25 protein-coding genes are annotated in these 26,776 nt (G+C 70.7%); 19 read left to right on the top strand and 6 right to left on the bottom strand.

From position 1 onward, the window contains the following. The first annotated feature begins 81 nt into the window (after positions 1–81). Positions 82–1,323 (top strand): serine hydrolase domain-containing protein, encoded by a 1,242-nt coding sequence (locus ACQEVC_RS42155; RefSeq protein WP_432889658.1) that lies wholly within the window; start codon positions 82–84, stop codon positions 1,321–1,323. 479 nt (positions 1,324–1,802) lie between these two features. Next, the gene (gene sodN / locus ACQEVC_RS42150) at positions 1,803–2,207 is read left to right on the top strand and encodes a superoxide dismutase, Ni (RefSeq protein WP_432889656.1); all 405 of its coding nucleotides are present in this window, start codon (positions 1,803–1,805) and stop codon (positions 2,205–2,207) included. A gap of 137 nt (positions 2,208–2,344) precedes the next feature. On the opposite strand, the gene ACQEVC_RS42145 is transcribed toward sodN, so the two are convergent. Both ACQEVC_RS42145 and ACQEVC_RS42140 read right to left on the bottom strand, forming a co-directional pair. Further along, positions 2,345–3,238 carry an esterase/lipase family protein gene (locus ACQEVC_RS42145; RefSeq protein ID WP_432889654.1) on the bottom strand — a complete coding sequence of 298 codons (894 nt, stop codon included), beginning with the start codon at positions 3,236–3,238 and terminating at the stop codon, positions 2,345–2,347. Between the two features lie 618 nt (positions 3,239–3,856). Beyond that, a complete protein-coding gene (locus ACQEVC_RS42140) occupies positions 3,857–4,513 on the bottom strand; it encodes a MarR family winged helix-turn-helix transcriptional regulator (RefSeq protein WP_432889652.1) in 657 nt (218 codons plus the stop codon). 151 nt (positions 4,514–4,664) lie between these two features. On the opposite strand from ACQEVC_RS42140, the gene ACQEVC_RS42135 reads away from it, so the two are divergent. The 10 genes from ACQEVC_RS42135 to ACQEVC_RS42090 all read left to right on the top strand — a co-directional run bounded on the left by ACQEVC_RS42135 (position 4,665) and on the right by ACQEVC_RS42090 (position 16,068). Beyond that, the gene (locus ACQEVC_RS42135) at positions 4,665–6,785 is read left to right on the top strand and encodes an acetate--CoA ligase family protein (protein ID WP_432889650.1); all 2,121 of its coding nucleotides are present in this window, start codon (positions 4,665–4,667) and stop codon (positions 6,783–6,785) included. Further along, the gene (locus ACQEVC_RS42130) at positions 6,782–7,612 is read left to right on the top strand and encodes a citryl-CoA lyase (protein WP_432889648.1); all 831 of its coding nucleotides are present in this window, start codon (positions 6,782–6,784) and stop codon (positions 7,610–7,612) included. Before ACQEVC_RS42135 ends, ACQEVC_RS42130 begins: the two co-directional genes overlap by 4 nt. Continuing rightward, on the top strand, positions 7,605–8,573 hold the full coding sequence (locus tag ACQEVC_RS42125; RefSeq protein WP_432889647.1) for an FAS1-like dehydratase domain-containing protein: 969 nt from the start codon (positions 7,605–7,607) through the stop codon (positions 8,571–8,573). Before ACQEVC_RS42130 ends, ACQEVC_RS42125 begins: the two co-directional genes overlap by 8 nt. 5 nt (positions 8,574–8,578) lie before the next feature. Then, entirely contained in the window at positions 8,579–10,060 is a 1,482-nt protein-coding gene (locus tag ACQEVC_RS42120) for an NAD-dependent succinate-semialdehyde dehydrogenase (RefSeq protein ID WP_432889645.1), read from the top strand. Positions 10,061–10,189: 129 nt separating this feature from the next. Further along, positions 10,190–11,359 carry an ABC transporter substrate-binding protein gene (locus tag ACQEVC_RS42115; RefSeq protein ID WP_432889643.1) on the top strand — a complete coding sequence of 390 codons (1,170 nt, stop codon included), beginning with the start codon at positions 10,190–10,192 and terminating at the stop codon, positions 11,357–11,359. Between the two features lie 12 nt (positions 11,360–11,371). Continuing rightward, on the top strand, positions 11,372–12,256 hold the full coding sequence (locus ACQEVC_RS42110) for a branched-chain amino acid ABC transporter permease (protein ID WP_432889641.1): 885 nt from the start codon (positions 11,372–11,374) through the stop codon (positions 12,254–12,256). Then, positions 12,256–13,230, top strand: coding sequence for a branched-chain amino acid ABC transporter permease (locus ACQEVC_RS42105; RefSeq protein WP_432889639.1), 975 nt, complete (start codon positions 12,256–12,258; stop codon positions 13,228–13,230). Before ACQEVC_RS42110 ends, ACQEVC_RS42105 begins: the two co-directional genes overlap by 1 nt. Further along, on the top strand, positions 13,227–14,006 hold the full coding sequence (locus ACQEVC_RS42100) for an ABC transporter ATP-binding protein (protein ID WP_432889637.1): 780 nt from the start codon (positions 13,227–13,229) through the stop codon (positions 14,004–14,006). The genes ACQEVC_RS42105 and ACQEVC_RS42100 overlap by 4 nt, the downstream gene beginning before the upstream one ends. Beyond that, positions 14,006–14,845, top strand: a complete 840-nt coding sequence (locus ACQEVC_RS42095; protein WP_432889635.1) for an ABC transporter ATP-binding protein — start codon at positions 14,006–14,008, stop codon at positions 14,843–14,845. The genes ACQEVC_RS42100 and ACQEVC_RS42095 overlap by 1 nt, the downstream gene beginning before the upstream one ends. Next, positions 14,845–16,068 carry an iron-containing alcohol dehydrogenase family protein gene (locus tag ACQEVC_RS42090; RefSeq protein WP_432889633.1) on the top strand — a complete coding sequence of 408 codons (1,224 nt, stop codon included), beginning with the start codon at positions 14,845–14,847 and terminating at the stop codon, positions 16,066–16,068. The genes ACQEVC_RS42095 and ACQEVC_RS42090 overlap by 1 nt, the downstream gene beginning before the upstream one ends. A 24-nt stretch (positions 16,069–16,092) precedes the next feature. Here the strand turns inward: ACQEVC_RS42090 and ACQEVC_RS42085 are convergent, their stop codons facing one another. From ACQEVC_RS42085 to ACQEVC_RS42075, 3 genes are all read right to left on the bottom strand, one after another. After that, positions 16,093–17,412 carry a cytochrome P450 gene (locus ACQEVC_RS42085; RefSeq protein WP_432889631.1) on the bottom strand — a complete coding sequence of 440 codons (1,320 nt, stop codon included), beginning with the start codon at positions 17,410–17,412 and terminating at the stop codon, positions 16,093–16,095. 351 nt (positions 17,413–17,763) lie between these two features. Next, positions 17,764–17,910: a hypothetical protein gene (locus ACQEVC_RS42080; RefSeq protein WP_432889629.1), complete on the bottom strand. Its 147-nt coding sequence runs from the start codon at positions 17,908–17,910 to the stop codon at positions 17,764–17,766. A 26-nt stretch (positions 17,911–17,936) separates the two neighbouring features. Then, on the bottom strand, positions 17,937–18,749 hold the full coding sequence (locus tag ACQEVC_RS42075) for an SAM-dependent methyltransferase (RefSeq protein WP_432889627.1): 813 nt from the start codon (positions 18,747–18,749) through the stop codon (positions 17,937–17,939). 304 nt (positions 18,750–19,053) lie between these two features. Here ACQEVC_RS42075 and ACQEVC_RS42070 point away from each other — a divergent pair, with 304 nt between their 5' ends. Next, positions 19,054–19,413 carry a PadR family transcriptional regulator gene (locus tag ACQEVC_RS42070; RefSeq protein WP_432889625.1) on the top strand — a complete coding sequence of 120 codons (360 nt, stop codon included), beginning with the start codon at positions 19,054–19,056 and terminating at the stop codon, positions 19,411–19,413. Between the two features lie 17 nt (positions 19,414–19,430). Here the strand turns inward: ACQEVC_RS42070 and ACQEVC_RS42065 are convergent, their stop codons facing one another. Further along, positions 19,431–20,705, bottom strand: coding sequence for an APC family permease (locus ACQEVC_RS42065; RefSeq protein ID WP_432889623.1), 1,275 nt, complete (start codon positions 20,703–20,705; stop codon positions 19,431–19,433). Positions 20,706–21,018: 313 nt separating this feature from the next. Here ACQEVC_RS42065 and ACQEVC_RS42060 point away from each other — a divergent pair, with 313 nt between their 5' ends. The 6 genes from ACQEVC_RS42060 to ACQEVC_RS42035 all read left to right on the top strand — a co-directional run bounded on the left by ACQEVC_RS42060 (position 21,019) and on the right by ACQEVC_RS42035 (position 26,741). Next, positions 21,019–21,672: a hypothetical protein gene (locus ACQEVC_RS42060; RefSeq protein ID WP_432889621.1), complete on the top strand. Its 654-nt coding sequence runs from the start codon at positions 21,019–21,021 to the stop codon at positions 21,670–21,672. Positions 21,673–21,735: 63 nt separating this feature from the next. Continuing rightward, entirely contained in the window at positions 21,736–22,446 is a 711-nt protein-coding gene (locus ACQEVC_RS42055) for a DNA alkylation repair protein (protein ID WP_432889619.1), read from the top strand. 255 nt (positions 22,447–22,701) lie between these two features. Beyond that, positions 22,702–23,610 (top strand): ABC transporter ATP-binding protein, encoded by a 909-nt coding sequence (locus tag ACQEVC_RS42050; RefSeq protein WP_432889617.1) that lies wholly within the window; start codon positions 22,702–22,704, stop codon positions 23,608–23,610. Beyond that, positions 23,607–24,407 carry an ABC transporter permease gene (locus ACQEVC_RS42045; protein WP_432889615.1) on the top strand — a complete coding sequence of 267 codons (801 nt, stop codon included), beginning with the start codon at positions 23,607–23,609 and terminating at the stop codon, positions 24,405–24,407. Before ACQEVC_RS42050 ends, ACQEVC_RS42045 begins: the two co-directional genes overlap by 4 nt. A gap of 142 nt (positions 24,408–24,549) precedes the next feature. Further along, positions 24,550–25,281: a response regulator transcription factor gene (locus ACQEVC_RS42040; RefSeq protein ID WP_432889613.1), complete on the top strand. Its 732-nt coding sequence runs from the start codon at positions 24,550–24,552 to the stop codon at positions 25,279–25,281. After that, on the top strand, positions 25,278–26,741 hold the full coding sequence (locus ACQEVC_RS42035) for a sensor histidine kinase (protein ID WP_432889611.1): 1,464 nt from the start codon (positions 25,278–25,280) through the stop codon (positions 26,739–26,741). Before ACQEVC_RS42040 ends, ACQEVC_RS42035 begins: the two co-directional genes overlap by 4 nt. Positions 26,742–26,776: the final 35 nt, after the last annotated feature.

Raw genomic sequence — 26,776 nt, 5'->3', positions numbered from 1 at the left:
GACCTGAGCAGTCCGGATAACCCGGGTGCGAACCCGACCGCATTCCACCGTCCGTCCGTTCAATCGAAGGAGCACACAACCATGTCCACCACCCTCAGCGACCAGCACAACGGCTTCTCCGAAGCGGGACTGCGCAGACTGCGCGACGTGCTGGCACGACATGTCGATTCCGGGAACATTCCGGGGCTGGTCGCCCTGGTCAGCCGGGGCGGTGAGACGCACGCCGAAGCGATCGGGACGATGCGCCATGACGGTGGCGCGCCGATGAGCCGGGACACGATCTTCCGGATGGCCTCGACGTCGAAGCCGGTCGCGATGGCGGCGGCGATGGTCCTGCTCGACGAGTGCAGGCTGCGGCTGGACGACCTGGTAGAGCAGTGGCTGCCCGAACTCGCCGACCGGCGGGTGCTGAGGCGGATCGACGGCCCGTTGGACGACACCGTGCCGGCGCGGCGGCCGATCACCGTACGGGACCTGCTGACCTCCACGTTCGGGCTCGGCATGGACATGACGTCGCTGGGCACTCCGATCATGGGCGCCATCTTCGAGCAGGGGCTCACGCCCGATCTGCCGGAACCGATGCCCGAGCCGGACGAGTGGATGCGGCGCCTTGGCACGCTTCCGCTGATGCACCAGCCCGGAGAGCGCTGGCAGTACCACATCAGCAGCGATGTACTCGGCGTGCTCGTCGCCAGAGTCACGGGCCGGTCGTTCGAGACGTTTCTGCGCGAACGCATCTTCGACCCCCTGGGCATGAAGGACACCGGTTTCCACGTGCCCGCCGACAAGCTCGACCGGCTGCCGACCCTCTACGCCCCCGACCCGCAGACCGGGGAGTTCACCGTGTGGGACGAAGCCGAAGGGGGACGCTGGAGCAAGCCTCCGGCGTTCGAGGGCGGCGGTGGTGGGCTGGTCTCCACCGCCGACGACTACCACGCCTACTTCCGGATGCTGCTCAACGGCGGGATGCACGGGAGCGAACGGATCCTGTCCCGGCCCGCCGTCGAGTTGATGACCACCAACCGCCTCACGCCCGACCAACAGGTCGCCCGGGACGCCATGGCCCGCAACAACGTCCATGTGTCGTTCGGCCAAGGGCAGCACGGCGGCTGGGGCTTCGGGATGGCGGTGCGCGCCTACCGTGGCGACTACGCGTCCATCGGCCAGTTCGGCTGGGACGGCGGAAGTGGTACCTCGACCTACGCCGACCCGGACAACCGGCTCACCGGAATCCTGCTCACCCAGGTCGGGTTGTCGGTCCCGAATCCGGCGCGGCTCATCCACGACTTCTGGACCACGCTCTACCAGGCAATCGACGGCTGAGGGGCACACTGAACCCGCCGAGCTCGGCGCGGCCCGTCTGCCGCTGGACACTGGCACCGGACGTGTCGGTGACCAAGGCAGGCAGCGGACCGCGCCGAGCCGCGGGACGCCTTCGACTACCAGGACTACGGCATCGAGTAGCCGGGCCGGGGACCAGAGGGGCCCCGCCACCGCGAACCGGAACCGTGCCTCAGGGACCTACGATCGCCGCAGAGTCGCAGCATGGGGGGCAGCCATCGACGGCGTACCTGCAGTCGGCCGACGTTTGACATGAAGCGCGGTTGAGGTTTTAGGGTCTCGGCGTAGGTCAAGGCCCGGCGTCCTCGCTGTGCCTTGTGTCAGGCCGAGACAACCCGAAGCGGGCGGCGACCCGACGCCCGTCGTCGCTGCCGTGCTCAAGGTCTTTCACGGGTCGACGGGCGGCTGATCGATCACAACAGGACGTTCGTCACCTCAGCACCGTTGCCGGAAGGAATCTGATGCCACTGCCCCGCCTTCTCCGTCCCCGCCTCGTCGCGAGCGCTCACTGCGACCTCCCCTGCGGCGTCTACGACCCGGCCCAGGCCCGCATCGAGGCTGAGTCGATCAAGGCCATCTGCGAGAAGTATCAGGCCAGCGACGATCCGGAGTTCCGGACCCGCTCGCTGATTATCAAGGAACAGCGGTCCGAACTGGTCAAGCACCACCTCTGGGTGCTCTGGACCGACTACTTCAAGGCGCCGCACTTCGAGAAGTACCCGGAGCTGCACACGCTCTTCAACGAGGCCACCAAGCTGGCCGGCGCCGGCGGTGCGAAGGGCTCCGCGGACCCGGCCGTAGCGGAGCAACTCCTCACGAAGATCGGGGAGATCTCGAAGATCTTTTGGGAGACCAAGCAGAGCTGATCCAGGGAACCGGGTGCGACCCTGCACCCGGTTCCGCAGATGCGACGGCCGTCCCTGGCGCGGTACCTGCGGAGCGGGCTGCCGGCCGGGCCGTAACGCACCGGGCCGGCAGCCGCGTAGGCCAAGGGCGTCCCGCGTTACATGCTGGAGTTGTAGTAGGCGCCCCGGTATGCCCGATCCACCGGGGATGTTTGCAGAATCCAGCCAGTCCAACCCTCGACGCGGGTGTAGATCCGGACGCAGAAGGATCCCGCAACCCTTCTCGGGAAGTCCCCGTGTTCGACGCCTGGCTCGTCGCCCGTGCACTGCGCGGCGTTGTACTGCAGCCGGTGGCTCGCATCCACGTTGACGCCCGAACTTTCCAGGGTGATGTCGTCCTCGAACGACGACATCACCGTCCAGTCTGTGCCCATGGCCGACACGGGCAATTTCGGGCGTCCGCCGGTCCCGGTACCAAGAACCTCGAGTTCATCGAAGAAGACGCTGCCCGGTATCATCTGCCGGCACTGCAGCCAGAAGGCGCAGAAATTGGCGTCCTGGGCCCCCTCGTGTGGGGTGGCGAGAGTGATCACGTCCTCGACGTAGAGGTAGGGCGGCCAGCCCGGAGTGTTGCGCTGCACGTTCAGCAGCGCCGAGCGGATCACCAGGCCACCCATGGAGTGCGCCACCACGTCGACCTTGACGCCGTTGCTGGAGTACTCGTCGTAGATGACGTCAGCGAGCCTGTGTGCGACGGTGTGGATCGACGTGTCGCGGTTGCCGTCGTGCTGGAAGGTGCAGTTCGTGCTGCCACCGTAGTAGCCGAATGTCGACAGCGGCCCGGTCCAGCCCTCGTTCCGGAGATGCGTGCGCGCATTCAACCAGGTGCTGTTGCAGTCGTGGCCGCCGGAGGCCGCGAAACCGTGCACGAAAATTATCGGATTGTCCTTGGTGTCGCCACGGCCGGGGGCTGCCTGGGCGGGAGCTGCCACGACCACCGTCAGGCCGGCGGTAACCGCCAGCGAGGTCAGCAGGGTCAGGACTCGTCGCATCTACTGCGTCCTCTCGGACAAACCGCTGATATCCAGCTCCGTTTGCTGAAGTACGCTGATCGTCGCGTTTCGCGGGTTCGCTGTGACCCAACGAATCCGCGAACTTTGTCGGCCTGGACCGTCGGCCCAGTCGACGAGGGCCATGAGCGGCCGGAACGGGCAGTGGCGGGTCGCGGAGTTGCCGGCGTCGGGCGCAACGACCGGCTAGCCCAGGTGGTCATCGTCGCGATGCTGTCGCGCTATGCCGACGGCGCCTGGGGTCAGCCCGACATTCTCCGGAGCCAATGGTTCTGGACGTTCGTCATCGGGGCCGATGCCCTGCTGCTGGGCGCCGGCATCCTTGTCCTCCGCCGTCAAGCCCGCGTCTGGCAGCTCCCGCGGCCACCGGCTCCCCGCTTACCGCCTCCGCCGGAGCCTCCGCGCGCGGGGCGGTACCGATGCCTCGAACCGCTTTTCTTCGCACTCCGCGCAGGTGGTGGCGACGCCAGCCGTCGTCCTCGACGGGAAGCGCCACTCGAAGACGAGATCACTGAACCTTTTTCAACCTCCCTTGCGGTCCGACGGACCGCAAGGTCGGACGCGGTGCGTGGGCGCCGCGCGATTCAGGTTGAAAAAGGATCACTGGTCGAGGTCCGCGGCCGTGCCGCCCTCGTCGTTCGGTCCGGCACGTTCCATGCCGATCGCGAGGGTCGCCAGCTTTTCCAGTGCGCTGTTGAGATGGGCGATCTCGTCCTCGGTCAGGGCGGAGAGGAAGGCGGTGTTCCGGGCCCGCGCCGCGGCGATCAGACCCTTGTACGTGCGCAGGCCGGCCGGCGTCAGGGAGATGGGCGAACTGTTGCCAGGGCCGCTGGAGCGGACGACAAAACCGCGGTCGGCGAGCTTCGTGACGATGCGGCTCATTTGAGCGGGATCGATGCCGGCGAGTCGGGCAATGCGATTCGTGGTGCTCGCCACTCCGCCTCCGAGCAGCGCCAGCGCTCGCCATTCGCCCAGGCTGACATCGAATTCCCGACGAAAGAGCAGGGCCGCGCTGCGCTCGAACGCGTTGACCACCCGGTGCAGCCGAAATGAGAGCAGTTCGGTTATCACCAGATCCGCCGCCAGTGTCTCCCTGCCTGCGGTCGCTTCCACCATGCGCGCAAGTTTGCCACGCCGGATCCGGACCGCTCCGGCCCGGCCGTGCCGCGGCGCCCGCTGCGGCCGGGCCCCCCGGTCGATCTCCGCGGCGTCGTCGCGCGCAGCCATGTCGATGTCCGGGGATCGGGTGTGGTTCACGCCGTTGGCTCGGGCCGTCGCGCCGGTGGTCGACGTGTCACGAGACTGTTGACAATCACAACACCCGGTGCACATACTCTGCGATCATCAACACCGGCCCTGGCCCCGTTCGTCCTGGCTGCGGGCGGTCGGCCTCTGGAACGGAGAACCCATGCAGACTCCGCGGTACGAGTCGATCCGCTACCTGTTGCGGCCGTCGAGCATCGCCGTCGTCGGCGCGTCCGACCGTCCCGACCGGATCGGGGGCCGCCCCCTGCGGATACTCGCCGACCGCGGCTACAGCGGGTCGATCTACCCGGTCAACCCCAAGTACGAGTCGGTGCAGGGCATCCGCTGCTATCCGGACATCGCGTCGCTGCCGGCTGATGTCGAGCTGTTCGTCATCTGCATTCCCGCGGAGGCGGCGGTTGCCGCGCTGGAACAGGCGGCCGAGCGTGGGGCGCGGGCGGCCGTGGTGTTCGGCGGCGGATTCGCCGAGGCCGGCGCCGACGGAAAGGCGCTCCAGGATCGGCTGTCCCGCATCGCCGAATCGGCCGGAATCGCGCTCGCCGGTCCGAACAGCCTGGGACTCGCGTCGTTTGCCCACCGCTCTTTCGCGACGTTCGCGACGACCCTCGAAACCATGCCGGCGATCGAGGCGGGCGGGGTGGCTCTCGTCTCGCAGAGCGGCGGTACCGCCTTCAACCTGCTGACCGAGGCGTACTGGGCGGGCGGGCGCTTCTCGCACGTCATCGCCACCGGCAACGAGGCGGGTGTGACGTTCCCCGACTACCTCCGCTACCTCGCCACCGATCCGGCAACCTCGGCCGTGATCGGGTACGTCGAGGGCGTCGCGAGCGGTGAGCAGTTGGCGGTCGCCCTCGGCGAGTTGCAGTCCGCGGGCAAGCCGGTCTTCCTGCTGAAGTCCGGAGCGTCCGAGCGGGGAAGCAGGTCGGTGGCCTCGCACACCGCGCAGTTCTCCGGTGTGGACAGTGCCTTCGACGCCGTTTTCGACCGGTTCGGTGCGGTCCGGCTGCAAGGCATGGACGACGCGGTCGACGTCGCCCGCGCCCTGACCATCGAGACGCCGGTCGACGGGCTGGCGGTGGCGACCAACTCCGGCGGCGCCGCGGCGTACCTGTCGGACGCGTGCGACCGGTTCGGCGTACCGCTGACGGACCTCGCCGACGACACGATGCGGGAACTGCGGGCGGCGCTGCCGGCGTTCGCCGGGCTGACGAACCCGATCGACTTCACCGCCCAGGTGATCAACGACGTCGACCTGATGGCGAACACCCTGCGGATCCTCGACCGCGACCCCTCGGTCGACACGCTGCTGGTCTTCCTCGGCAGCATGGAGTACCTCGGGGAGAAGCTGATCGACATCCTCGTCCGGACGCGTGCCGAGCTGCGCAGTCCGCTCGTGCTGTCCTGGCTCGGCGTGAGTGACCGGATCCGCCTGGCGGCCGCCCAGGCCGGGCTGGTGGTCGGCGCCGACCCGGCCCGGGCACTGCGCGGGATGGGACTCGTCCGCGCCGGTCGACGCGGCCAGCGGCAGGCGCCGGGCCGGTCCGGTGCGGCAACGGCGGTCGACCTCGGCGGGGCGCTGCGCGGCGATCTGCCGTGGCTCGGGACCGGTCAGCGGCACGGCCTCGACGAGGCGCGGACGATGGAATTGCTGGACCGGCTGGGCGTACGCACACCGCGCCGGGTCGGCGTCACCACCGCGTCGGAGGCGGTGGCGGCGGCCGAGGAGGTCGGCTACCCGTGCGTGCTCAAGCTCGTCGAGCCCTTCCTGGCGCACCGTGCCCGGCAGGGAGCGGTCGAGGTCGGGCTCGACGGACCGGACCGGCTCTCGGCGGCGTACGAGCGGATGACCAGGCAGTTCGGGATGACGAAGGCGTTGGTCGTCGAGCAGGTCCCGGCCGGACCGGAGCTGATCGTCGGGGTGCTGCACGACGCGACGTTCGGCAGCCGCGCCGTGCTCGGCAGCGGCGGGATCTGGGCGAACGAGATCGGCGACGTACGGACCCTGGTACCTCCGTACGACCCGGCGTACGTCGCGCACGAGTTGCGGCGGCTCAAGCTCTCGGCACAGTTCGAGACGCAGGCGCCGGTCGACGCGTCGGGGCTGGCCAGCGAGGTGGCTGCCGTGCTGGCCCGGCTCGACGCCGTCGTGCAGGACGGCGCGGCCGGGATCGGGGAGATCGAGTGCAACCCGATCAGGGTGGTCGGCGGCGGGACCGTGGTACTCGACGCGCTGGCCTTCACCACCGACGGGGCCGGCCGATGAGCGGGGCGGCATCCGAGCCGGCGGTGCGCCGACCGGACCTCGGGATCTCCACCGACGTCGGGCACGCGAACGCCCAGCGGATCGAGCTGCGCCGGTACGACCTGGTCGACGAGCTGATCGGGCACACCTCGTACACCGAGACCCTGCTGCTGGCCGTGACCGGCCGGCGGCCCTCGGGCGCGCAGGTCCGCGCGGTCGACGCCGTGCTGGTCAGCCTGGTCGACCACGGGATGCAGCCGAGCGCCCTGGCCGCCCGCCTGACCTACTCGGCGGCGCCGGACGCGCTCCAGGGCGCACTGGCCGCCGGCGTGTTGGGCGCGGGCAGCTCGCTGCTCGGCTCGATGGAGCAGGCCGGCAAGATGTTGGCCGACATCGGCGCGCGGGTACGCGCCGGCGCCGGACCCCGGGGCGCGGCCGAGCAGGCGGTCGCCCGGATCCTCGACGAGGGCCGGCGGGTACCCGGCTTCGGGCACGGGCTGCACCGGACGGGTGATCCTCGGGCGATCCGGCTGCTACAGGTCGCGACCGAGCTGGGCGTCGCGGCCGAGGAGACCGGTTGGCTCGCCGCGGTCGGTGCCGCGATCGAGGAGCGGGCCGGTCGCCGGCTCGTGGTGAACGCCACCGGCGCATCGGCGGCGATCCTGCTCGGTGTCGGCGTTCCCTGGCACCTGCACCGAGGGGTGGCGATCGTCAGCCGCACCGCCGGGCTGCTCGCGCACATCAACGAGGAACTCGACCAGCCGATCGCCCCGCAGGTACGCAACGCGTTGCGCGAGGCCAGTTGGCTGGACGAGGAGCGCGGCCCGCTGGGAGGCCCCGATGCATGACCCGTCGACGATCGTCGGCAACAGCACCGGCTGGGCGCCGTTCGTCTGCGAACGCTGGCGCGCCGAGCGGGTCCGGGAGGTGTCCGGGCTGGCCCAGCACCCCTACCTGCCGGTGGACGGCCACGCCGAACTGGTCCCGCCGTCCTTTCTGAGCGCGCAGTACGTGGACGCCTTCGCCCTGGGCATCCCCGACGCGTCGGCGCGGCTGAACGGCGGGAACGCGTGCCGCTGGCTGGCGGAGGTACGGGTCGGCGACGCGCTCGAACGCGACTCCACCGTGATCGACGCCGAGGTGAAGAACGGCCGGACCGGCCGGCTGGAGCTGTACACCATCGAGACGGTGTACCGCCGGGCCGACTCCCGGGCCGAGGTGGCGAGGCTGCGGTACACCGCGATCCGGCGGTTCCCGGAGTCGCCGACGGCCTCGACCGCGCCGTCGACGGCGACCGGATCGCGGCCGACCGCAGGTGGCCGGCCGACCGGGGCGGACCTGCCCGGGGGCGCGATCCGGGTCTTCTCCGCCAGCGTGTCCAGTCGGGACGTCGTCCGCTACGCGGTCGCCACCGAGGATCTCTACGAGGCGCACTACGACGAGGCCTACGCGCGGGCGAGTGGCCTGCCCGGGACCATCGTGCACGGCCTGTTGAAGATGGCCTGGCTGGCCCGCGGTGCGCTGGAGTACGGCGGCACCGGCAGCGTGCTGCGGGAGCTGTCGGCGTCGTACCGCGGGATGGACCTGGTCGGAGCCGACTTCACGGTGTGGGTCGAGCCCGACCCGGCCGGAGGTGGCGACGGCGGGACGAGACTCCGGCTGTACGGGCAGTCCCAGGGCGGTGCGGTCTCCACGGTCGGCACGGCCGTGCTCGAACCGGCGCCGGCCGCACCGGCATCCGTCGCGGTCCGGGCTGGCCTGGGCCGCACGCGTACGCAGACCCGATCCCAAACACAGGAAGAGGAGTGAGTGTCGTGGCTCAGCCCGCCACCGCGGAATTCGACGCCGGTCTGCTGCCCGGCGAGCCCGGTCGGACCCTGCTCATCGCCGGGAAGTGGACGACGGCCGAGACGACGTTCGACGTACTCGACCCGGCGACACTCGACGTCGTCGGGCGGGCCGCCGACGCCGGGGAGCCGGAGGCACGAGCCGCGGTCGACGCGGCGGTGGCCGCGTACGACGGTTGGCGTACCGAGGCCGCCGAGGCGCGGGCCGCACGGCTGCGGGCCGCCGTGGACGCCATCCGCGGCCAGGCCGAGGGCCTCGCCCGGCTGCTGTCGGTCGAGAACGGCAAGCCGTACGCCGAGGCACACGGCGAGGTCCTCCGGGGCGCCGCCATGCTCGAATGGGGTGTCGAGGAGGGCCGCCGGGCGTACGGCCGGGTCACCCCGTCCTCGGCCAACGGCCGCGGTGTCGTCCTCACCTCCCCGGTCGGTCCGGCGCTGCTGATCACGCCGTGGAACTTTCCGGCGAGCATGCTGATGCGCAAGATCGGCCTGTCGCTGGCGGCCGGCTCGCCGGTGGTCGCCAAGCCGGCCGAGCAGACCCCGCTGATCGCGGTCGCGGTGACCAGGCTGATCAACGAGCAGCTTCCGCCGGGCGTGCTGAACGTCCTCACCACCTCGCGGCCCGCCGAGGTCGTCAACGCGGTCATGGACGATCCCCGGATCCGCAAGGTGAGCTTCACCGGCTCCACCGAGGTCGGGCTGAGCCTGGCCCGCCGGCCCGGTGCCGTGCTGCGGCGCGTCTCGCTGGAGATGGGCGGCCACTCGCCGGCCATCGTCTTCCCCGACGCCGACCTGGGCAGCACGGTCGACAACATCATGTTCGCGAAGTTCCCCAACGCGGGTCAGAGCTGCATCTCGATCAACCGGCTCTTCGTGCACCGGGCCGTGGTGGCCGAACTGACCGGCCGGCTGGCCGAGCGGATCGCCGCGCTGCGCCTCGGGCGCGGGCTCACCGCCGGGGTGACGACCGGTCCGCTGATCGACTTCGCCGGCCTCGCCAAGGTCGAGCGGCACGTCGAGGACGCGGTCGCGAAGGGTGCCACCGTGCTGGTCGGCGGCCGGCGCTGGACGCCGGACGACCCTCGGCTCAAGGGCGCCTTCCACGAGCCGACCCTGCTGACCGACGTGCACGAGGGGATGGAGATCGCCCACGAGGAGACCTTCGGGCCGGTACTCCCCGTCTATCCGTTCGACGACGGCGACGACGTGATCGCCCGGGCCAACGACACCACGTACGGCCTCGCCGCCTACGTGTTCGGCTCGGACTTCAACCGGCTCTGGGACGCGATGGAGCGACTCGAGTTCGGCGTCATCGGCGTCAACGACGCGATGCCCAACCGACCCGAGTTGCCCTTCGGTGGCTTCAAGAACAGCGGTCAGGGCCGGGAGGGCGGCACCGAGGGCATCGAGGACTACGTCGAGACGAAGGCCATCGCGATCAAGCGATGACGGCGTCCGGCTCCTGGGGATGAGCGCCGGCACCGCTGGCGGTGCAAGCACGGAATTGCGACGTTCCACCACCCGCCCGGTCCGGGCGTAGAGACCAGCCACCACCGGCTGGCCGGAATAGGAGACCTGATGTCCCACAGCAGGCGACCCTCACGATGGATATCCGCGACCACCCGTACCACCCTGGCTCTCGTACTCGCGACCGCCGCGCTCTCAGCCTGCTCCCTCGACTCCGGCAGCGTCACCGCCGCCGGTGCGGAGTCGGCGTCCGGCGAGGTCCTGGTCGGCGTCGCGCTGCCGTTCTCCGGCGCGGTGTCGCGGACCGGCAACCTGTACCGCAAGGGCATCGAGCTGCGCCTGAAGCAGGCCGGGGAGTCCGGTGAACTCGGCGACATCTCCGTCAAGGTCGACTACCAGGACGACGCGAACAACCCCAGCGAGGCGGTACCGCTGGTGACCCGCTTCGCCCAGGCCGGCGCGGTGGCCATGTTCGGTGCCCACTCGTCGCCGGTCGCGCTCGCCCAGGCGAACGCCGTCCAGGCGGCCGGGCTGCCGGAGTTCGTGTTCGGTGCCAGCAACTCGATCAAGAACCCGTTCCAGTACCAGGTGAACGCCCGGGACTCGGAACAGATCAAGAACGTCATCAACTTCGCCGCCCGTAACAACTTCCGCCGGGTCGGCATCTTCACCGACACCGGGGCGTACGGCACGTCGGCCAAGCAGCAGCTCGACGCCATTCTCGGCGCCTCCGACCTGGAGATCGTCGGGTCGGAGACGTTCGAGCCGACCGCCTCGAACCTCGCTCCGCAGCTCGTCTCGCTGCGGCGCAAGAACCCGGACTTCGTGGCGATGTTCAGCTTCGGCACCCCGTACGCGGCCGTGGTCAAGGGCAAGGCGGAGATCGGGTGGAACGTGCCGATCGTCGGCAACGTGGCCGCCGGTGACATCGCCGTCGGTGAGATCGCCGGCAAGGACGCCGACGGCCTCTACTTCATGACGCCCCTGGGCGACGACTCCGGGGCCAGCCGCGCCCTCGCCGAGTCCTGGGCGAAGGCGTACCCGGACGACCCGCTGACCTTCGAGGGCGCGACCGCGTACGACGCCATGACGGTGCTGATCCGGGCGTTGAAGCAGGGCGGCACCAGCCGGCAGGCCGTGCAGGAGTGGCTGTCGAAGGCCACCGCGATCGAGGGTCTCGCCTGCGGCAGGTCGCCGTGGAACCTGACCGAGCGCGCACCGATCAAGGCCGACGACCTGGCGTTCCGGCTCTGGAAGACAGGAGAGACGGTCGCTGTCTGACCGCACCCGGAGATGACTGAGCTACTTTATTTCACGATCATCGGGCTCTGCATCGGCTGCGGCTACGCGCTGGTGGCACTCGGCATCTCGACGCTGTTCAACGGTACCGGCGTGCTCAACTTCGCCCAGGGTGACATCGTCATGCTGGCGGCGCTGTTCGTGGCCGTCCGCACCACCGCGGGCGGCGGGTACCTCAGCGGGTTCCTGGAGGCGGTCGCGGTCGTCCTGGTGGCCAGCGTGCTGCTGGGACTGCTCTTCGTGCGGCCGGCGATCGCCCGGCGCCGGGACATCGACCTGATCATCGTCGGCACCATCGGCGTCTCGACGGTGCTGGCGAACCTCGCGAACAACGTGCTGGGCTCCGAGACGTACCGGCTGGCGAGTCCGGTCACCTCCCAGGCGGTCAAACTGGAGTCGTTCAGCATCTCGTTCGACTACTTCGCGATCCTGCTGGCCGCCGGGCTGCTGATGGCCGCCTTCTTCGTCTTCTACCGGAAGACCGACGTCGGTTTGCAGATGCGCGCGATGTCCGCCGACGTGGACGCCGCGCGGCTGTCCGGGGTGCAGATCGCCCGCCTGACGGTGGTCGGCTGGGTCTTCGCGGGCATCGTCGGCGTGTTCGCGGGCGTACTGCTGGGCACCGTGCTGCTGGTCAGCGCCAGCATGGGCGTGGCGTTGACGATCAGCGGGTTCGCCGCCGCGATGATCGGCGGGCTCCGGCACCCGTACGGCGCCGTCCTGGGTGGCGTGATCATCGGTCTCGCCGAGAACTACGCGGCGGGGTACCTGAACACCGCCGCCCGGCAGGCGATCGCGCCGCTCATCATCATGGCCGTACTGCTGGTGCTGCCGCAGGGCATCCTGGCCGGCCGCGGCGCCAAGGCGAGGGTGGTCTGATGGCGGCGGCACGCGGTGCGACACGAGCGACCCGGCAGGGCCTGCACCTCGGCGAGGCGGCGGCGATCGCCGCCGGTGCGATCGCGCTCGCGGCGGTGCTGGGTCCGCACGAGGCCCAGATCGCGGCGATGACCGCGATCTTCGCGCTGGCCGGCGTCGGGCTGAACATCCTCGTCGGGTACACCGGACTGGTCTCGCTCGGCCACGTCGTCTTCTTCGCCATCGGCGCGTACGGCTGGGCGAGGCTGGCCGAGTCCAGTTCGGTCGCGCTGGCGGTGCTGGTCCCGATCCTCGTCTCGCTGGTGGTGGCGGCGGTCATCGTGCTGGTCACGCTGCGGGTCGTCGGCTACTACTTCGGCATAACGACCCTGGCCATCGGCCTGCTGTCGGTCGTCGTGGTACAGAACGCGACCCCGCTCACCGGCGGGTACGCCGGAATCAGCGGGATCCCGCAGATCGCCGTCCCGGGATTCGCCGGTCCGGGGCAGGTGCTGGTGATGTCCGGCCTGGTGCTCGCCGTGGCGTACTACCTGCAGAGCAGCCTGCGGGAGTCACCGCTCGGGGCCGCGATGCTCGCCACCCGGTTCGACGTCCCCGCGTCCCAGTCGCTCGGCCTGTCGGTGGCCTGGGTACGGCTGCTCGCCTTCATGATCAGCTCGGTGCCGGTCACGATCGCGGGAGCGTTCCTCGCCCAACTCGTGCACTACATCGGGCCGGACCAGATGTCGCTGGAGACCTCCATCCGGCTGATCGCCATCGCCATCATCGGCGGTCGGGGTTGGCGCTGGGCGCCGGTGCTCGGCGCGGTGGTCGTGGTGACCCTGCCCGAGCTGCTCCGGCCACTCGCGGAGTACCGGCTGGTGTTCTACGGCGTCGCGCTCGCCTTCGTGGCGCTGTTCATGCCACGCGGGCTCAACCAGATCGTGAGCTGGGTCGGCGGGCGGATCCACGCGGCGAGAGGAGGCACCGGATGAGTACCGTTCGACTTTCCGTACGCGAGATGACCGTGCAGTTCGGCGGCGTCGTCGCGGTCGCACAGCTCAGCCTCGACGTCACCGGCGGCGAGATCGTGGCCCTGATCGGGCCGAACGGCGCGGGCAAGAGCACCGCGATCAACGGACTCTCCGGGTTCGTACCGGTCACGGTGGCGACGATGTCCGTGCGGTTCGGCGACGACGTCATCGATCTCCGCCCGCTGTCGCCCCCGCAGCGCAGCCGGCTCGGCATCGTGCGTACCTTCCAGACGCCGCGGCTGATCCCGGAACTGACGGTGTGGCAGAACGTCGCCATGGGCTCGATCGCCGGCGACGTACGCCACCGGTGGTTCGAGGTGCTCGGTGGGCCGGGGCTGTCGCGGGGCGCGCGGGACCGGCGCGACCGCGCGGTCACGGCACTCGCGGCGCTCGGGCTCGACCGGCTCGCCGAGGACAGTCCGGGCGAACTCAGTCTCGGCGAGCAGCGCCTGGTCGAGATCGCCCGGTCGATGGTCTCCGGCGCCCGGGTGCTGCTGCTCGACGAGCCGTTCGCCGGGCTGTCCCCGGTCGAGCAGCAGCGGCTGGCAGCCGAGATCGACAAGCTGAGGTCGGCCTCGGTCGCCGCGCTGCTGGTGGAGCACAACCTCGAACTGGTCCGGTCGCTGGCCGACACCGTGGTGGCGATGGACCAGGGGGCGGAGTTCGCCCGCGGGGACGCGGCCACGGTCCTGGACTCGCACGAGGTCCGCGAACGGTACCTGGGTGAGGTGGCGTGATGAGTGACGATTCGACCCGGGTGCCGGCGGCGCTGGAGTTGACCGGGTTCTCCGCCTACCACGGTGCGGTGGCCGCGGCGTCGGACGTCTCGCTCCGGGTCGAGCGGGGCAGCGCGGTGGGTGTGCTGGGCCCGAACGGCGCGGGGAAGTCCACGCTGTTGCTGGCCGCGGCCGGTTTCGTCCGGACCACGGGTGGGCTGTCGATCGGTGGGCAGGCCGCCAACCGGCTGTCCCCGGCCAAGCGGCGCCGGCTCGGCCTGGCGATGGTGCCGCAGGAGCGGGCCGCCGTCCTGGAGCTGTCGGTCGCCGAGAACCTGCGGCTGTCCTGGCTCACCGGCCGGCGGGCCACCCCGTACGAGCAGGCGCGGGAGTCGGTGCTGGAGATCTTTCCGGTACTGGCGGGCCGGCTCGGCGATCCGGCGGGAAACCTCTCCGGCGGCCAGCGCCAGATGCTCGCGGTGTCCCGCGGGCTCATGGCGACCTGTGACGTGCTGCTGCTCGACGAGCCCACGGCCGGCCTGTCGCCGAAGCTGATCTCCGAGCTGGTGGACGCGATCCGCACGCTGAACGAGCGTGGCATCACCGTCCTGCTCGTCGAGCAGAACTTCTCGGTCGTCGAGCGCACCTGCTCGTACATCCACGTGTTGAACGGCGGGCGCGTCATCTGGCACGGCCCGACCACCGGCATCGACCGGGACAGTATCGGCGACCTGTACTCGGGAGCCCGTCGGCACCAGCCGCCGGGTCCCGGCGCGCCGGATCCGACGCGGAATGCCCGGGTACGGCCTGAAACGGACCAGGCCGTACCGGCCGGGTCCGGTGAACTGGGGGAGACCTGATGGAGACGGCGTTCCTACCCGGGAGCGGCTCGACCGCCGAGTTCGTCTCGCCGGCCACGGTCGTCAGCGGCCGGGGCAGCACCGGACTGATCGCCCGGGTGCTGTCGTCCCGGCTGCGCCTGCCCGACGGCGCCTCGGTGTTCGTCGCGGTCGACGACGCCGTCGCGGGCGCGGGACTACTCGGGCCGATGCTCGACGCGCTGCGTGCGACCTACCGGGTGACGGTCGTCGGCGGGTTCGGCGCCGAACCGGACGACGACCGCATCGACCGGGCGGCGGCGCGCGCCCGGGAGGTCCGGGCGGACGTCGTCGTCGGGGCCGGGGGCGGGTCCGTGATGGACGCCGCCAAGATGATCGCGCTGTTGCTGGAGAACGCCGGCGGCGCCGCCGACTGGCTCGGTCCGGTCGCGCCGCCCGGCGGTGTCGCCCCGCTCGTCATGGTGCCCACGACCTGCGGTACGGGCTCCGAGGCGACCCGGGCGGCGATGGTGACGGTGGCCGGCTCGAAACGCATCTCGGCCACCGCCGGGTACGTCGGCACGGCGGTGGTGCTCGATCCGGCGCTGCTCGACGGGCTGCCCGGACGGATCGTCGCGATCACCGGGATGGACGCGCTGTCGCACGCGGCCGAGTCGCTGATGTCCACCGACCGCTCGCCGATGACCGTGCACCATGCCAGGGCGGCGATCGCCCTGCTGGTCGACAATCTGGAGGCGGCCTGCCACGGTGACGTCGAGGCCCGCGCCGCCTGCCTCTGGGCGTCGCACCTGTCGGGCCAGGCGCTCAACGCGGGTGTGCTGCTCGGGCACTCGCTCGCCTACTGCGTCGCGCACGAGCGGTCCGTACCGCACGGCGTGTCGTCGGGGCTGGCGCTGCCGTACTGCATCGCGTTCAACGCGAGCGGGCTGGAGCCGGAGTGCGCCCGGACCCTCGCCCGGGCCCTCACCTCGGGACGCGGCGACGACCTCGTCGATGCGGCGAGCGAGGTGCAGGCACTGCTCAATCGGCTGGAACTACCGACCACGCTCGCGGAACTGGGCATCGGCGCGGACGCGGACGACCGGATCGCACAGCGCTGCGCCGCGGAGTACCCGCGCACGAACAACCCGACACCGATGACCGTCGACGCGCTGCGCCGGCTCGTCCCGTCGATGCGTACCGGCGATCTCGGCGTGGCGTTCGAGGCGGCGTTGACCGGGACGGCGACCCTGGGCCGCGAATGACGGCCGACCAGGCCGACGGGGCTGCTACCTGCGGACGAACCGGGCGCGCAGCCCGGCCGGGACCAAGAGCGCCTCCGGCCGCATGACAACCGTGTCCGGGTCGACCACCGTGACGTCGTAGTCGCGTACCAGCGCGGCGACGGCGAGCACCAGTTGCAGCAAACCGAGTTGGTTGCCCAGGCAGATCCGCGGTCCGGCCCCGAACGGCAGATATGCGAACCGGGCGTGCGGTTGCCGCGTACCGAGCCAGCGGTCGGGCAGGAACTCTTCCGGCCTGTCCCACCACCTCGGGTCGCGGTGCATCAGGTAGACGGGCATCATGATCTGTTGGCCGGGCCGGAAGGTCCACCGGCCCAGCGTCGTGTGGGTACGCACCTCGCGGCCCATGAGCCAGGTCGGGAGGTACGCCCGCAGCAGTTCCTTCACCACCGCCTCGGTGTAGGGCAGGTCATCGACCGTGACCGTCCGGTGCGCCCGCTGTGCCAGCACCTCCGCCTCCACCCGGATCCGGGCGGCGATCCCGGGTTCCCGCGCGAGGACCAGCACCGCCCAGCCGAGTGTCGTGCCCGGTACGCCGTGCGAGGCCCGCAGCATCACCGACAGCGTCCGGTAGACGGCCTCGTCGTCGAGCGGCTCGGCGTCGCCGCCGAGCATGGTGTCGAGCAGATCGCCGACCGTGTCCCGGGGTCCGGCACGCCGCTGCCGGATGCGTTGGTGGAGCAGTTCGGCGAGCCTCCGATTGGCCGCCTTCGCCGAGCGGACCGCACGTACCGGCATCCAGTTCGGCAGGGACAGCGAACTCGACATCAGGGCGGTCGAGCGCTCCGCCGCCTCGGAGACCGCCACCGCAACCTCATCGAGGGCGGCGGTCTCGTCGCCGGCGGCCTTCCCGGCGCTGCCGCCGAGGCAGTAGTCCGTAGTCGCGTGGATGACGAAGGACTTCATCACCGCCGCCACGTCGACCTCACGGCCGAGCACGGGATCCAGGCGGGCGTGGAAGATGTCCACCAGGCGGTGGCTGTGCGCGTCCGCCGCCGTCCGGTTGACCCCCGGCCAACTCTTCCTGCGGCCGGCCATCGCCGTCGGGGTCTGCCGCGCGGTCGCCTCGGGCGGGGCATCGTCGAACAGGGCGACCTCGATACCGAAGTCGGTGTTCGTGCGTACCAGGATCTCGTGGACGAGTACGGGGTCGGCCACCACACTCGTCCGAGAGCTGAACGCGAACACGTCGCCGTAGTCGTGCTGGCACCGCCGGAGGAACGCGATCCGGTCCTGCTCGTAGTCGTACCGGTTGCCGACCAGGCGCCGCCCGCGCGGCCCCGCCGGGTACTCGCCTGTGGACATCTTCGTGATCCCTCGCACCTGGACGGGTATGAGTCGTCTGGACCCGCGACGGTGCTGCGTGCGCCGCACGGGGTGCCCGCGACGGTGGCCGCCGGACCGGCCGCCACCGTCATCCTCGGGTCAGGGGACCCACGGGTAGCGTCCGCCCATCCGGCCACGGTCGAGCCGCACCAGGCGGGCAAGACCCATCAGAGCGAGCTTCGCCATTGCAATCACCTCCCGGACTACCTCGTCGGGTCGCCGTCGGCGTTCACGCTGTCATTCGAGGCATGTCCGTAGGCCTGATCCGCCGTTCGGATCTGTACGGGTCTGTTCGGAACGGGGTCGGAGGCTGCCAGGCCCGCCGCCCGGTCACCGAGCGGCCAGCAGGCGGGCGAACCCGGCGATGAAGCTGTGCTGGAGCACCTGAACCTGCTCGCCCGGCACACCACCCGCGATCACGCCGGCGGCCAGTACCGCCAGTACGCGGCAACCGGCAGGCGACACCCAGCGGGCCACGCCCGGTTGAACAACCTTGGAGCCGCCTACGGCTTGCGGCCGACAGCGCAGTACTGGTCGATGACGTCGGGCGGGGTGGACGCGTCGGGCTTCCACTCGTTGACCGACACCACGCCGGGTTCGACCAGGTCCAGGCCGTCGAAGAGCCCGGCGATCCGGTCGGGGCTGCGCAGGTGGTACTTCGGGTTTGCCGAGGCGTTCCAGATCCGTGCGGCTTCGGTGACCGCCTCGCTGGTGTCGCTGCCGTCGTACATCGCAAGGTAGCTACCGGACGGCAGGGCGTCCATGATTCTCTTGATGATCGACTTTGCTTCGTCGTCGCTCTCGATGTGACCGACGATGCCCATCAGGAACAGCGCCACCGGCTTGGTCAGGTCGAGCGTCTTGGCCGCCTCGCGCAGGATGGTGTCGGTGTCCCGCAGATCGGCGTCGATGTAGTCGGTGGCACCCTCGGGGCTGCTGGTGAGCAGCGCCCGCGCGTGCGCCAGCACGAGGGCGTCGTTGTCGACGTAGACGACGCGGGCGTCCGGTGCCACCGACTGGGCGACCTGGTGCGTGTTGTTGGCGGTGGGCAGGCCGGTGCCGATGTCGAGGAACTGACGGACGCCGGCCTCGCCGGCGAGGTAACGCGCCGCTCGGGTCAGATAGGCCCGGGAGAGTCGCGCGTTCTCGGCGAGTTGCGGCAGGGTCTGGATGATCTGGTCGCCGACCGCACGGTCGGCGGCGAAGTTGTCCTTGCCGCCCAACAGGTAGTTCCAGATCCGAGCCGTCTGCGGCACGGCCGTGTCCAGCTTGACGATCTCCTGCTGGTCGTCGGCGGTGGCCGAACTCTCTGTCACGTGCGCATCCTTCGGTCAAGCGGGAAACGACGCTGTCGGATCGCGGCAAGCATAGTCGGAGTCCGCACAGGACGGTCGGCGTGGCCGGGGAGGGTGTCCGACCGGGGCGCCCGGAGGCAGCGGGGGCAGACCTGGCACGCTCCAGTGTCCATCTCCGGGCTGGGGTACGTCGGGCTGGAGCACCGGCGCAGCTTCGCTTCGGCGACGCCGCGGGGCGTGGGCCGGGATGCCGGCTACGTCCTGGGGAACCTGTTGCGATGACACGGCATCCCGTGTTGATCTCCTCGTCGATGCGTAGGATCGGATGCCGATATCGGTTCCGTCACTGTTCGGCGGATGTGTGGAGGTGGAGCGGGTGCGGGAGTTCCAGCGGGGTGCGGTGCGGCTGCACATCCTGCATCACGCCGCGGAGCAGGAGATCCATGGCGCGTGGATGACCGAGGAACTGGCCCGGCACGGCTACGGCATCAGCCCCGGCACCCTGTACCCGACCCTGCACCGGCTGGAGGCGGACGGGTTGCTGGTCTCCGAGCAGCGGGTGGTCGAGGGGCGGACCCGCCGGGTCTACCGGGCCACCGAGGCCGGCCGGCAGGCGCTGGCCGAGGACCGCAGGGCGCTGCGGGAGTTGGCGGACGAGGTGCTCGGCGACGACGCCTCCGGCTGACCCGGAGGATCGAATGTCTACCGCCGTCGGCGCCCGGTGACGGCGTGGCGGATGGCATAGGCGGCGACGCCGGCAGCCAGTACCGCGGCGCCGGCGACGACCGAGGAGATCGGCAGGGTGACGGCGAGCGTCACGCAGCCGGCGAACCCGAGGACGGGGATGATCCGGGGTGGCCGGTTCTCCGCCGGGGACAGGGTCCAGGCCGAGGCGTTCGCGATCGCGTAGTAGACGAGGACGCCGAAGGAGGAGAAGCCGATCGCCGAGCGGAGATCGGCGGTTGCGGCCAGGACGGCGACAACGGCTCCGACGGCCAACTCGGCCCGGTGCGGCACCTTGAATCGTGGATGCACGGTCGCCAGGGCGTGCGGCAGGTGCCGGTCGCGGGCCATGGCCAGGGTGGTGCGCGAGACGCCGAGGATCAGCGCGAGCAGCGAGCCGAGCGCGGCGACGGCGGCACCGGCGCGTACGACCGGCTCCAGTTGCGGCATTCCGGCGGCGTGCACGGCGTCGGAGAGCGGTGCGGCGGCGTCCGCCAGTCGCTGCGGACCGAGCACCAGCAGCACCGCGACGGCCACCGCCGCGTAGACGCCGAGGGCGATGCCGAGCGCGAGCGGGATGGCGCGGGGAATGGTCCGGGCCGGGTCCCGGACCTCCTCCCCGAGGGTGGCGATGCGTGCGTACCCGGCGAAGGCGAAGAACAGCAGACCCGCCGCTTGCAGGACTCCGCCGACCGTCGTGTCCGTGCCGACGTCGAGCCGGGTCGCGTCGGTCGCGCCCCAGCCGAGGGTGGCGACCACCACCAGGGCCAGCACCGCGAGGACGGCGGCGACGATCACCCGCGTCAGCAGGGCGGACTTCTCGATCCCGAGGTAGTTCACCGCTGTCAGTGCCACCACGGCGGCCACGGCCACCGCGTGGGCCTGGCCGGGCCAGGCGTAGAGGCCGACGGTGAGTGCGATCGCGGCGCAGGAAGCGATCTTGCCGACCACGAATCCCCAGCCCGCCAGGTAGCCCCAGAAGTCACCGAGCCGTTCCCGACCGTAGACGTAGGTCCCACCGGAGGCCGGGTACCGGGCGGCCAGCCGGGCCGAAGACGTGGCGTTGCAGTACGCCACCACCGCCGCGAGCCCGAGGCCGGGCAGCAGACCGGAACCGGCCGCGTGTGCCGCCGGAGCGAGCGCGGAGAAGATGCCCGCGCCGATCATCGCGCCGAGCCCGATCACCACCGCGTCGAACATCCCCAGCCGCCGCCGCAGTGCCGCTGGCGGCACGCCGGCCGCTGACTCAACCATGCCCACTCCTCCACCCGGGATCACCGCCGACATTACGGGATCCGATATCGGAAAGCGATATGCACTTGGCGGCGAGGCGATCCTCGAAACATCGGCAGGCTGGTTCGCGCCGCTGTCTGGTGACGGCCGGCGGCCCACCCTCCGACTGCTGGCGGATCTGCCCGCCGGTCGGGCATTCTTGAGTGAACCTGTTTCAACCCGAACGGCGCGACGCGTCCGCCCGGATTCCGGGCTGGGGCCACGACGGAGCGCAGGGGGAGGTTGAAAGGTTCGATCGAGGCCGTCGCCGGCGCGCCGAGAAGAGGGTGGGGCCGTGACCTCCGCACCGTCCGATCAGCCACCCAGAACACCCACCTGGCAAATCGTCGTGGCCTTCATGGGCGCCTCGGCCGCGCTGCTCACCGCCGTCTGGGGCGGTGTGGCCCTCTTCTACCAGGCGGGCCGATCGAGCGTCGATTCCTCGGCTCCACCGGTGGCCCACTCCGACCAGCCGGCACAGGTCTCCACCTCGTCGACGTTCCACCCGACCGTGAGCCCCGGTCCCGGCGGGAGCGGCGCGGACAGCATTCGCCGCCAAGGCAGCGTCACCATCGCCCGCGACGACGTCATCGACCTCGACACCGGACGCGCCGACTGGGCCGCAGAAGAAGCGCCGGGCGCGACCGCGACCGATCTCGAGTTCACCGACGCCGTACCGACCCTGGTCAGCGTGCACGACGCGGTCATGGCGCGGCTGCCCGCCGACCGGACCGGCGAGCACTTCCGCGACTGCGCCACCCTCTCCGCCGAGTACGGCGGCACCCCGCTACGGGCCGACCAGATGCGTCCCGGTGTCAAGCTCTGCGTCATCACCGACCAGAAACACGTCGCCGTACTCCAGATCACCGACGTACGCAGCGGGGCTGACCGGGAACCGGAGCGGGTAACCCTCGCCGTCACCGTCTGGTCCCGCCCGCACAGTGGTTGACCGTGGCGTGGCGAACACGCGACCCAGATGGTGGTGCCGGCGATGGCGGTAGGTTGCACAGTCATGGCCACGACCGCCGACGTCCGTCACGACCTCGCCAGCCTCGCCGACCCGAGCCGGGCGGAGGGAGTGAGCCGGTTCCTGCAGATGGTTCCCGGCGGATACGGCGAGGGCGACCGGGCCATCGGCGTCTCCGTACCGGACCAGCGCAGGGTGGCCGGCCGGTACTGGCGCGACATCTCCCTGGCCGAAACGGCGGAACTGCTGACGAGCGGCGTGCACGAGGAGAGGCTGACCTCGCTCTTCATCCTGGTGCGGAAGTTCACCAAGGGGGACGAGGAGGAACGGGGCCGGATCTTCAGCATCATCCTGGCCAACACCGGCAGCATCAACAACTGGGACCTGGTCGACTCGTCCGCGCCGTACATCGTCGGGCCCTGGCTGGTCGACAAGGACCGGAGCGTACTGGATCGGTTGGCCGGGTCGAGCCTGGTGTGGGATCGGCGGATCGCGATCATGGCAACTTTCGCCTTCGTCAAGGCCGGAGACTTCCGGTGGACCTTCCGGATCGGAGAACGGCTGCTGCGCGACCCGCATGACCTCGTGCACAAGGCGGTGGGCTGGATGCTGCGCGAGGTGGGGAATCGCGACAGAGCGGCGGCGGAGGAGTTCCTCGCCGCACGGTACCGGGAAATGCCCCGGGTCATGCTCCGGTACGCCATCGAGAAGTTCGAACCGCAGCGACGCCGGGAGTACCTCTCCGGCCTGGTGTAGCCGCTCCACATGCCGGGCGCTCTCAGGGTTTCCTGTGAATGAGCTGTCGTGGCGGCGCTCAGCCGGGTGATGGGGCGCTGACCGCGCCGCCGGATTCTCCGGATTCTCCCAGAAGCTCTCAGAAGCCGGTCAGCCCGGCCGGTCAGGCTCTCGCCCATGACAGTGAACCTTTTTCAACCTGAACCGCCCGGCGCTCACACACCGCGTCCGACCTCGCGCTCCGACGGACCGCAGGGGGAGGTTGAAAGAGGTTCAGTGATTGAGGTACGGGGGCTGACCAAGCGGTACGGGTCCGACACGGTGGTGGACGACCTGTCGTTCACCGTCGAACCCGGGCAGGTGACCGGTTTTCTCGGCCCGAACGGCGCCGGCAAGTCCACCACGATGAAGATGATCATGGGTCTGGCCGCCCCCACCCGGGGTTCCGTCACCATCGCCGGTCGCCGCTACCGCGAACTTCCGGTACCGCTGACCGAGGTGGGCGCGCTACTCGACGCCAGCGCCGTGCACGGCAGCCGGAAGGCGTACGACCACCTGCTCGCGCTCGCGGTGAGCAACGGCCTGCCCCGGCGCCGGGTCGACGAGGTGCTCGCCCGGACCGGGCTCGAGGGTGTGGCAGGCAAGCGGGTGGGAGGGTTCTCGCTCGGCATGCGACAGCGACTCGGCATCGCGGCGACGCTGCTCGGCGACCCGCGGGTGCTGATCTTCGACGAGCCGGTGAACGGGCTCGACCCCGAGGGGATCCGCTGGATCCGGGACTTCATGCGCTGCCTGGCCGGCGAGGGCCGGGCGGTGCTGGTCTCCAGCCACCTGATGAGCGAGATGGCGCAGACCGCCGACCACCTGGTCGTGATCGGCCGGGGCCGGCTCATCGCCGACACCGGCATGACCGAGTTCATGCACGCCAACGGCGAGGGCACCGTGCTCGTCCGGGTACCCGATCCGGGCGCCTTCGCGCAGCGACTGGTCGCCGCCGGGGCCACCGTGCGGGACGGTCTGGAGGCCTCGCTCGTCGTATCCGGCATGACGAGCGGGGAGATCGGCAAGCTTGCCGCGTACCACGGCGTCGTGCTCAGCGAACTCACCCCGCAGCGGGCCTCGCTGGAGGACGCCTTCATGGAGCTGACCAAGGCCAGCACCGAGTATCAGGGAGCCACGGCATGAAGTCGTCCGGCACCGCGAACGACCTGAGTTTTGCACACACCCTCCGGGCAGAGTGGATCAAGCTCCGCAGTCTGCGCTCCACCTGGTACACCCTGGCCTGTCTCTTCGCGGTCGGACTCGGCATCACGTTCCTCGCCCTGAGCTCCGCCGGGGCGGAATACGAGAGCGCGACGGCCGCGGAACGGCAGGCTTGGGATCCGACCGGCCTCAGCCTGATGACGTACATCGTCGCTCAGTTGATCATCGGCGTGCTGGGCATCCTGGTCGTCACCTCCGAGTACGCGACCGGGCTGATGCAGACGTCGCTGACCGCCACGCCCCGCCGGCACCGACTGCTGGCGGCCAAGGTGGTGCTGGCCACCGCCGTCGCCATGGTGGCGGGCCAGGGGCTGATGTTCAGCGCCTTCTTCCTCGGACAGATCCTCCTCGGCGCGCAGGACGTGCCGAACGCGGGACTCGGCGATCCTGGTGTCCTCTCCGCCGTGGCGGGCGGTGGACTCTATCTCTCGGCAATGGCGCTGCTGGCGGTCGGCCTCGGCACGATCATGCGAGCCACGGCGGGAGCCTTGGCCACCCTGGTGGGGATCGTCTTCCTGGTACCCGCACTCGCCGGCCTCTTCCCCTCGTGGATCCAGGGTCTCTTCGACTTCTGGCCGACCCTGGGCGCGGCAGCGGTCCTGGCGACGGTCCCGGACCCCGACTACCCGCACCCCTGGCTGAACCTGGCCGGGATGTGCCTCGGGGTCGTCGCCGTACTGGCCGCCGCGTTCGTGGTCTTCCGGCGTCGTGACGTATGACGGGCACCCTGGCGGGCTCTGCCGGTCGACCGCACCGCTGCCGGCGGTCGAGCCACCCACTCCACGCGAGCCGTCGCGCGAAGTGGCGGTGGACGGCAAGCGGTGAGGTGTTCCGGAGGCGAGCCTCCGTACCCTGGCCGGCATGGAACGATCAGGTCAGGCGATGACCTCCCGGGGCGGTACCGAGCGGTTGCTGGTGGTGGACGACGAGGCCACCGTCCGCGAGCTGCTCGCCGCGACGCTGCGCTTCGCCGGATTCCGGGTGACCTCCGCGGCGACCGCCACCGAGGCGGTCGCCGCGGCCACCGAGGAGCCGCCCGATCTGGTGCTGCTCGACGTCATGCTGCCGGACATGGACGGCTTCGAAGTGGTCCGGCGGCTGCGCGAACAGCGCCTGCCGGGTCGCAGCGGGCCGGTGCCCGTGCTCTTCCTCACCGCTCGGGACCGTCAGGCCGACAAGATCACCGGGCTCTCGCTCGGCGCCGACGACTACGTGACGAAGCCCTTCGACCTGGAGGAGCTGATCGCCCGGATCCGGGCGATCCTCCGCCGAACCGGGGGGCAACAGGCCGACGTGCTGACGGTGGGCCCGCTCGCACTCGACGCCGAGGGGCACCAGGTGACGCGGGCGGGGCGACCCGTCCGGGTCTCCGCCACCGAGTTCCGGCTGCTGCGCCATCTGATGGAGAACGCCGGGCGGGTGGTGTCCAAGGCACAGATCCTCGACCGGGTGTGGCACTACGACTTCGGCGGCGACGCCAGCATCGTCGACACCTACATCTCCTACCTGCGGCGGAAGGTCGACGCCGAAGAGCCCAAGCTCATCCACACCGTGCACGGCGTGGGCTACGTGATCCGGGAGCCCCGGCAGTGAGGCACCGGCTGAGCCGGTTCTCACTGCGGGCCAGGCTGCTGCTGCTCACCACGAGCCTGCTGCTGGCCGGGCTGAGCCTCATCGGCGCGGTCGTCTCCGGCCACCTGGAGCGCTATCAGCTCGACCGGATCGACAATCAGCTACGCTCGTTCACCGCGATCATCTCCCGGGTGTCGGCGACCGGGCCGCCCGAGGCCGAGGACACCGCCAACCATCCCGAACTCCTCGACCCCGCCCTCGACCTGATCGGCAGTCCGTACCTGGTGTACCTGGACGCGGACGGCGCGGTGGCCAGGAGCATGCGCTCCTCTCGGCTGGACAGCGCAACCCTGCCGCCGGGCGGCGCGCTGCGTACGATCCGCACCGACGGGACAGCCGTCGACCTGCCCGCCGCCGACGGCTCGGGACGCTGGCGGGCCGTCGCCCGACCGACCGTCGGCTGGGGCGGGACGGTGATCGCGGCCGCACCGCTCACCGAGGCCGACGCCACCATCGCCCGACTCCGGGCCAGCAGCCTGATCACCGGCGCGGTGCTGCTCGTCCTGCTCACGGCGGTCGGCTGGTTCGCCCTCGGTCGTGGCCTGCGACCGCTGCGCCGGATCGAGCAGACGGCCGCCGCGATCGCCGGCGGCGACCTGACCCGACGCGTACCCAACCTCGCCCCGCCAAGTACGGAGATCGGGCACCTCGCGATTTCCCTCAACACCATGCTCGGCCAGCTCGAACGGGCCTTTGCCGACCGGGCCGCCTCCGAGTCCCGGATGCGTGTCTTCGTCTCGGACGTCAGTCACGAGTTGCGCACCCCGCTCTTCGTCATCAAGGGCTCGACCGACCTCTACCGGATGGGCGCGCTGCGGCAGCGGGCCGACGTCGACGAGGCGATGCACCGCATCGACCGGGAAGCCACCCGGCTGACCGCCCTCACCGAGGACCTGCTGCTACTCGCCCAGCTCGACGACGCGCCCGAAGGACAGCTCGACCCGGCCCCGATGGACCTGCGTACGCTCGGCAACGACGCCCGACACGATCTGCGCGCCCTCGACCCGTCCCGCCCGATCGAACTCACCGGGCCGGGCGGCAGCGGCCCACCGGGCCCAGCCCCGGTCCATGCCGACGAGGCCCGGCTGCGACAGGTCGTCGCCAACCTCGTGGGCAACGCCGTCGCCCACACCCCGCCGGGCACCCCGGTCCGGGTCGGCGTCGGTACGGCGGACGGCCGCGCCGTGCTCGAAGTGGCGGACGAGGGTCCGGGGATGACGGCCGAGCAGGCGGGTCATGTCTTCGACCGCTTCTACCGGACCGACCGCTCCCGAAGCCGCTCGGGCGGCGCGAACGCAGGGCTCGGGCTCGCCATCGTCCGCTCCCTCGCCCGTGCCCACGGCGGCGATGTCGAGCTGGAGACCGCCCTCGGCGAAGGCGCCTGCTTCCGGCTGGCGCTGCCGCTGCTGCACCAGGGCTGAGACGCCGATGCGATCAGACAGCGTCCGCGCCGCCG

Origin of the sequence: Plantactinospora sp. CA-294935, assembly GCF_050936445.1 — a bacterium.
Lineage (GTDB): Bacteria > Actinomycetota > Actinomycetes > Mycobacteriales > Micromonosporaceae > Plantactinospora.
The sequence above is the reverse complement of the archived record's forward strand: the minus strand, read 5'-3'. Positions and strand labels throughout refer to the sequence as shown.

Excerpts from the sequence above, each read along its gene's own strand:
- ACQEVC_RS42090 (WP_432889633.1), top strand. The coding sequence starts at position 14,845 with ATGGAGACGGCGTTCCTACCCGGGAGCGGCTCGACCGCCGAGTTCGTC.
- ACQEVC_RS42130 (WP_432889648.1), top strand. The coding sequence starts at position 6,782 with ATGAGCGGGGCGGCATCCGAGCCGGCGGTGCGCCGACCGGACCTCGGG.
- sodN (WP_432889656.1), top strand. The coding sequence starts at position 1,803 with ATGCCACTGCCCCGCCTTCTCCGTCCCCGCCTCGTCGCGAGCGCTCAC.
- ACQEVC_RS42045 (WP_432889615.1), top strand. The coding sequence starts at position 23,607 with ATGAAGTCGTCCGGCACCGCGAACGACCTGAGTTTTGCACACACCCTC.
- ACQEVC_RS42145 (WP_432889654.1), bottom strand. The coding sequence starts at position 3,238 with ATGCGACGAGTCCTGACCCTGCTGACCTCGCTGGCGGTTACCGCCGGC.
- ACQEVC_RS42095 (WP_432889635.1), top strand. The coding sequence starts at position 14,006 with ATGAGTGACGATTCGACCCGGGTGCCGGCGGCGCTGGAGTTGACCGGG.
- ACQEVC_RS42085 (WP_432889631.1), bottom strand. The coding sequence starts at position 17,412 with ATGTCCACAGGCGAGTACCCGGCGGGGCCGCGCGGGCGGCGCCTGGTC.
- ACQEVC_RS42155 (WP_432889658.1), top strand. The coding sequence starts at position 82 with ATGTCCACCACCCTCAGCGACCAGCACAACGGCTTCTCCGAAGCGGGA.
- ACQEVC_RS42040 (WP_432889613.1), top strand. The coding sequence starts at position 24,550 with ATGGAACGATCAGGTCAGGCGATGACCTCCCGGGGCGGTACCGAGCGG.
- ACQEVC_RS42065 (WP_432889623.1), bottom strand. The coding sequence starts at position 20,705 with ATGGTTGAGTCAGCGGCCGGCGTGCCGCCAGCGGCACTGCGGCGGCGG.
- ACQEVC_RS42055 (WP_432889619.1), top strand. The coding sequence starts at position 21,736 with ATGGCCACGACCGCCGACGTCCGTCACGACCTCGCCAGCCTCGCCGAC.
- ACQEVC_RS42105 (WP_432889639.1), top strand. The coding sequence starts at position 12,256 with ATGGCGGCGGCACGCGGTGCGACACGAGCGACCCGGCAGGGCCTGCAC.
- ACQEVC_RS42115 (WP_432889643.1), top strand. The coding sequence starts at position 10,190 with ATGTCCCACAGCAGGCGACCCTCACGATGGATATCCGCGACCACCCGT.
- ACQEVC_RS42135 (WP_432889650.1), top strand. The coding sequence starts at position 4,665 with ATGCAGACTCCGCGGTACGAGTCGATCCGCTACCTGTTGCGGCCGTCG.
- ACQEVC_RS42125 (WP_432889647.1), top strand. The coding sequence starts at position 7,605 with ATGCATGACCCGTCGACGATCGTCGGCAACAGCACCGGCTGGGCGCCG.
- ACQEVC_RS42070 (WP_432889625.1), top strand. The coding sequence starts at position 19,054 with ATGCCGATATCGGTTCCGTCACTGTTCGGCGGATGTGTGGAGGTGGAG.
- ACQEVC_RS42110 (WP_432889641.1), top strand. The coding sequence starts at position 11,372 with ATGACTGAGCTACTTTATTTCACGATCATCGGGCTCTGCATCGGCTGC.
- ACQEVC_RS42100 (WP_432889637.1), top strand. The coding sequence starts at position 13,227 with ATGAGTACCGTTCGACTTTCCGTACGCGAGATGACCGTGCAGTTCGGC.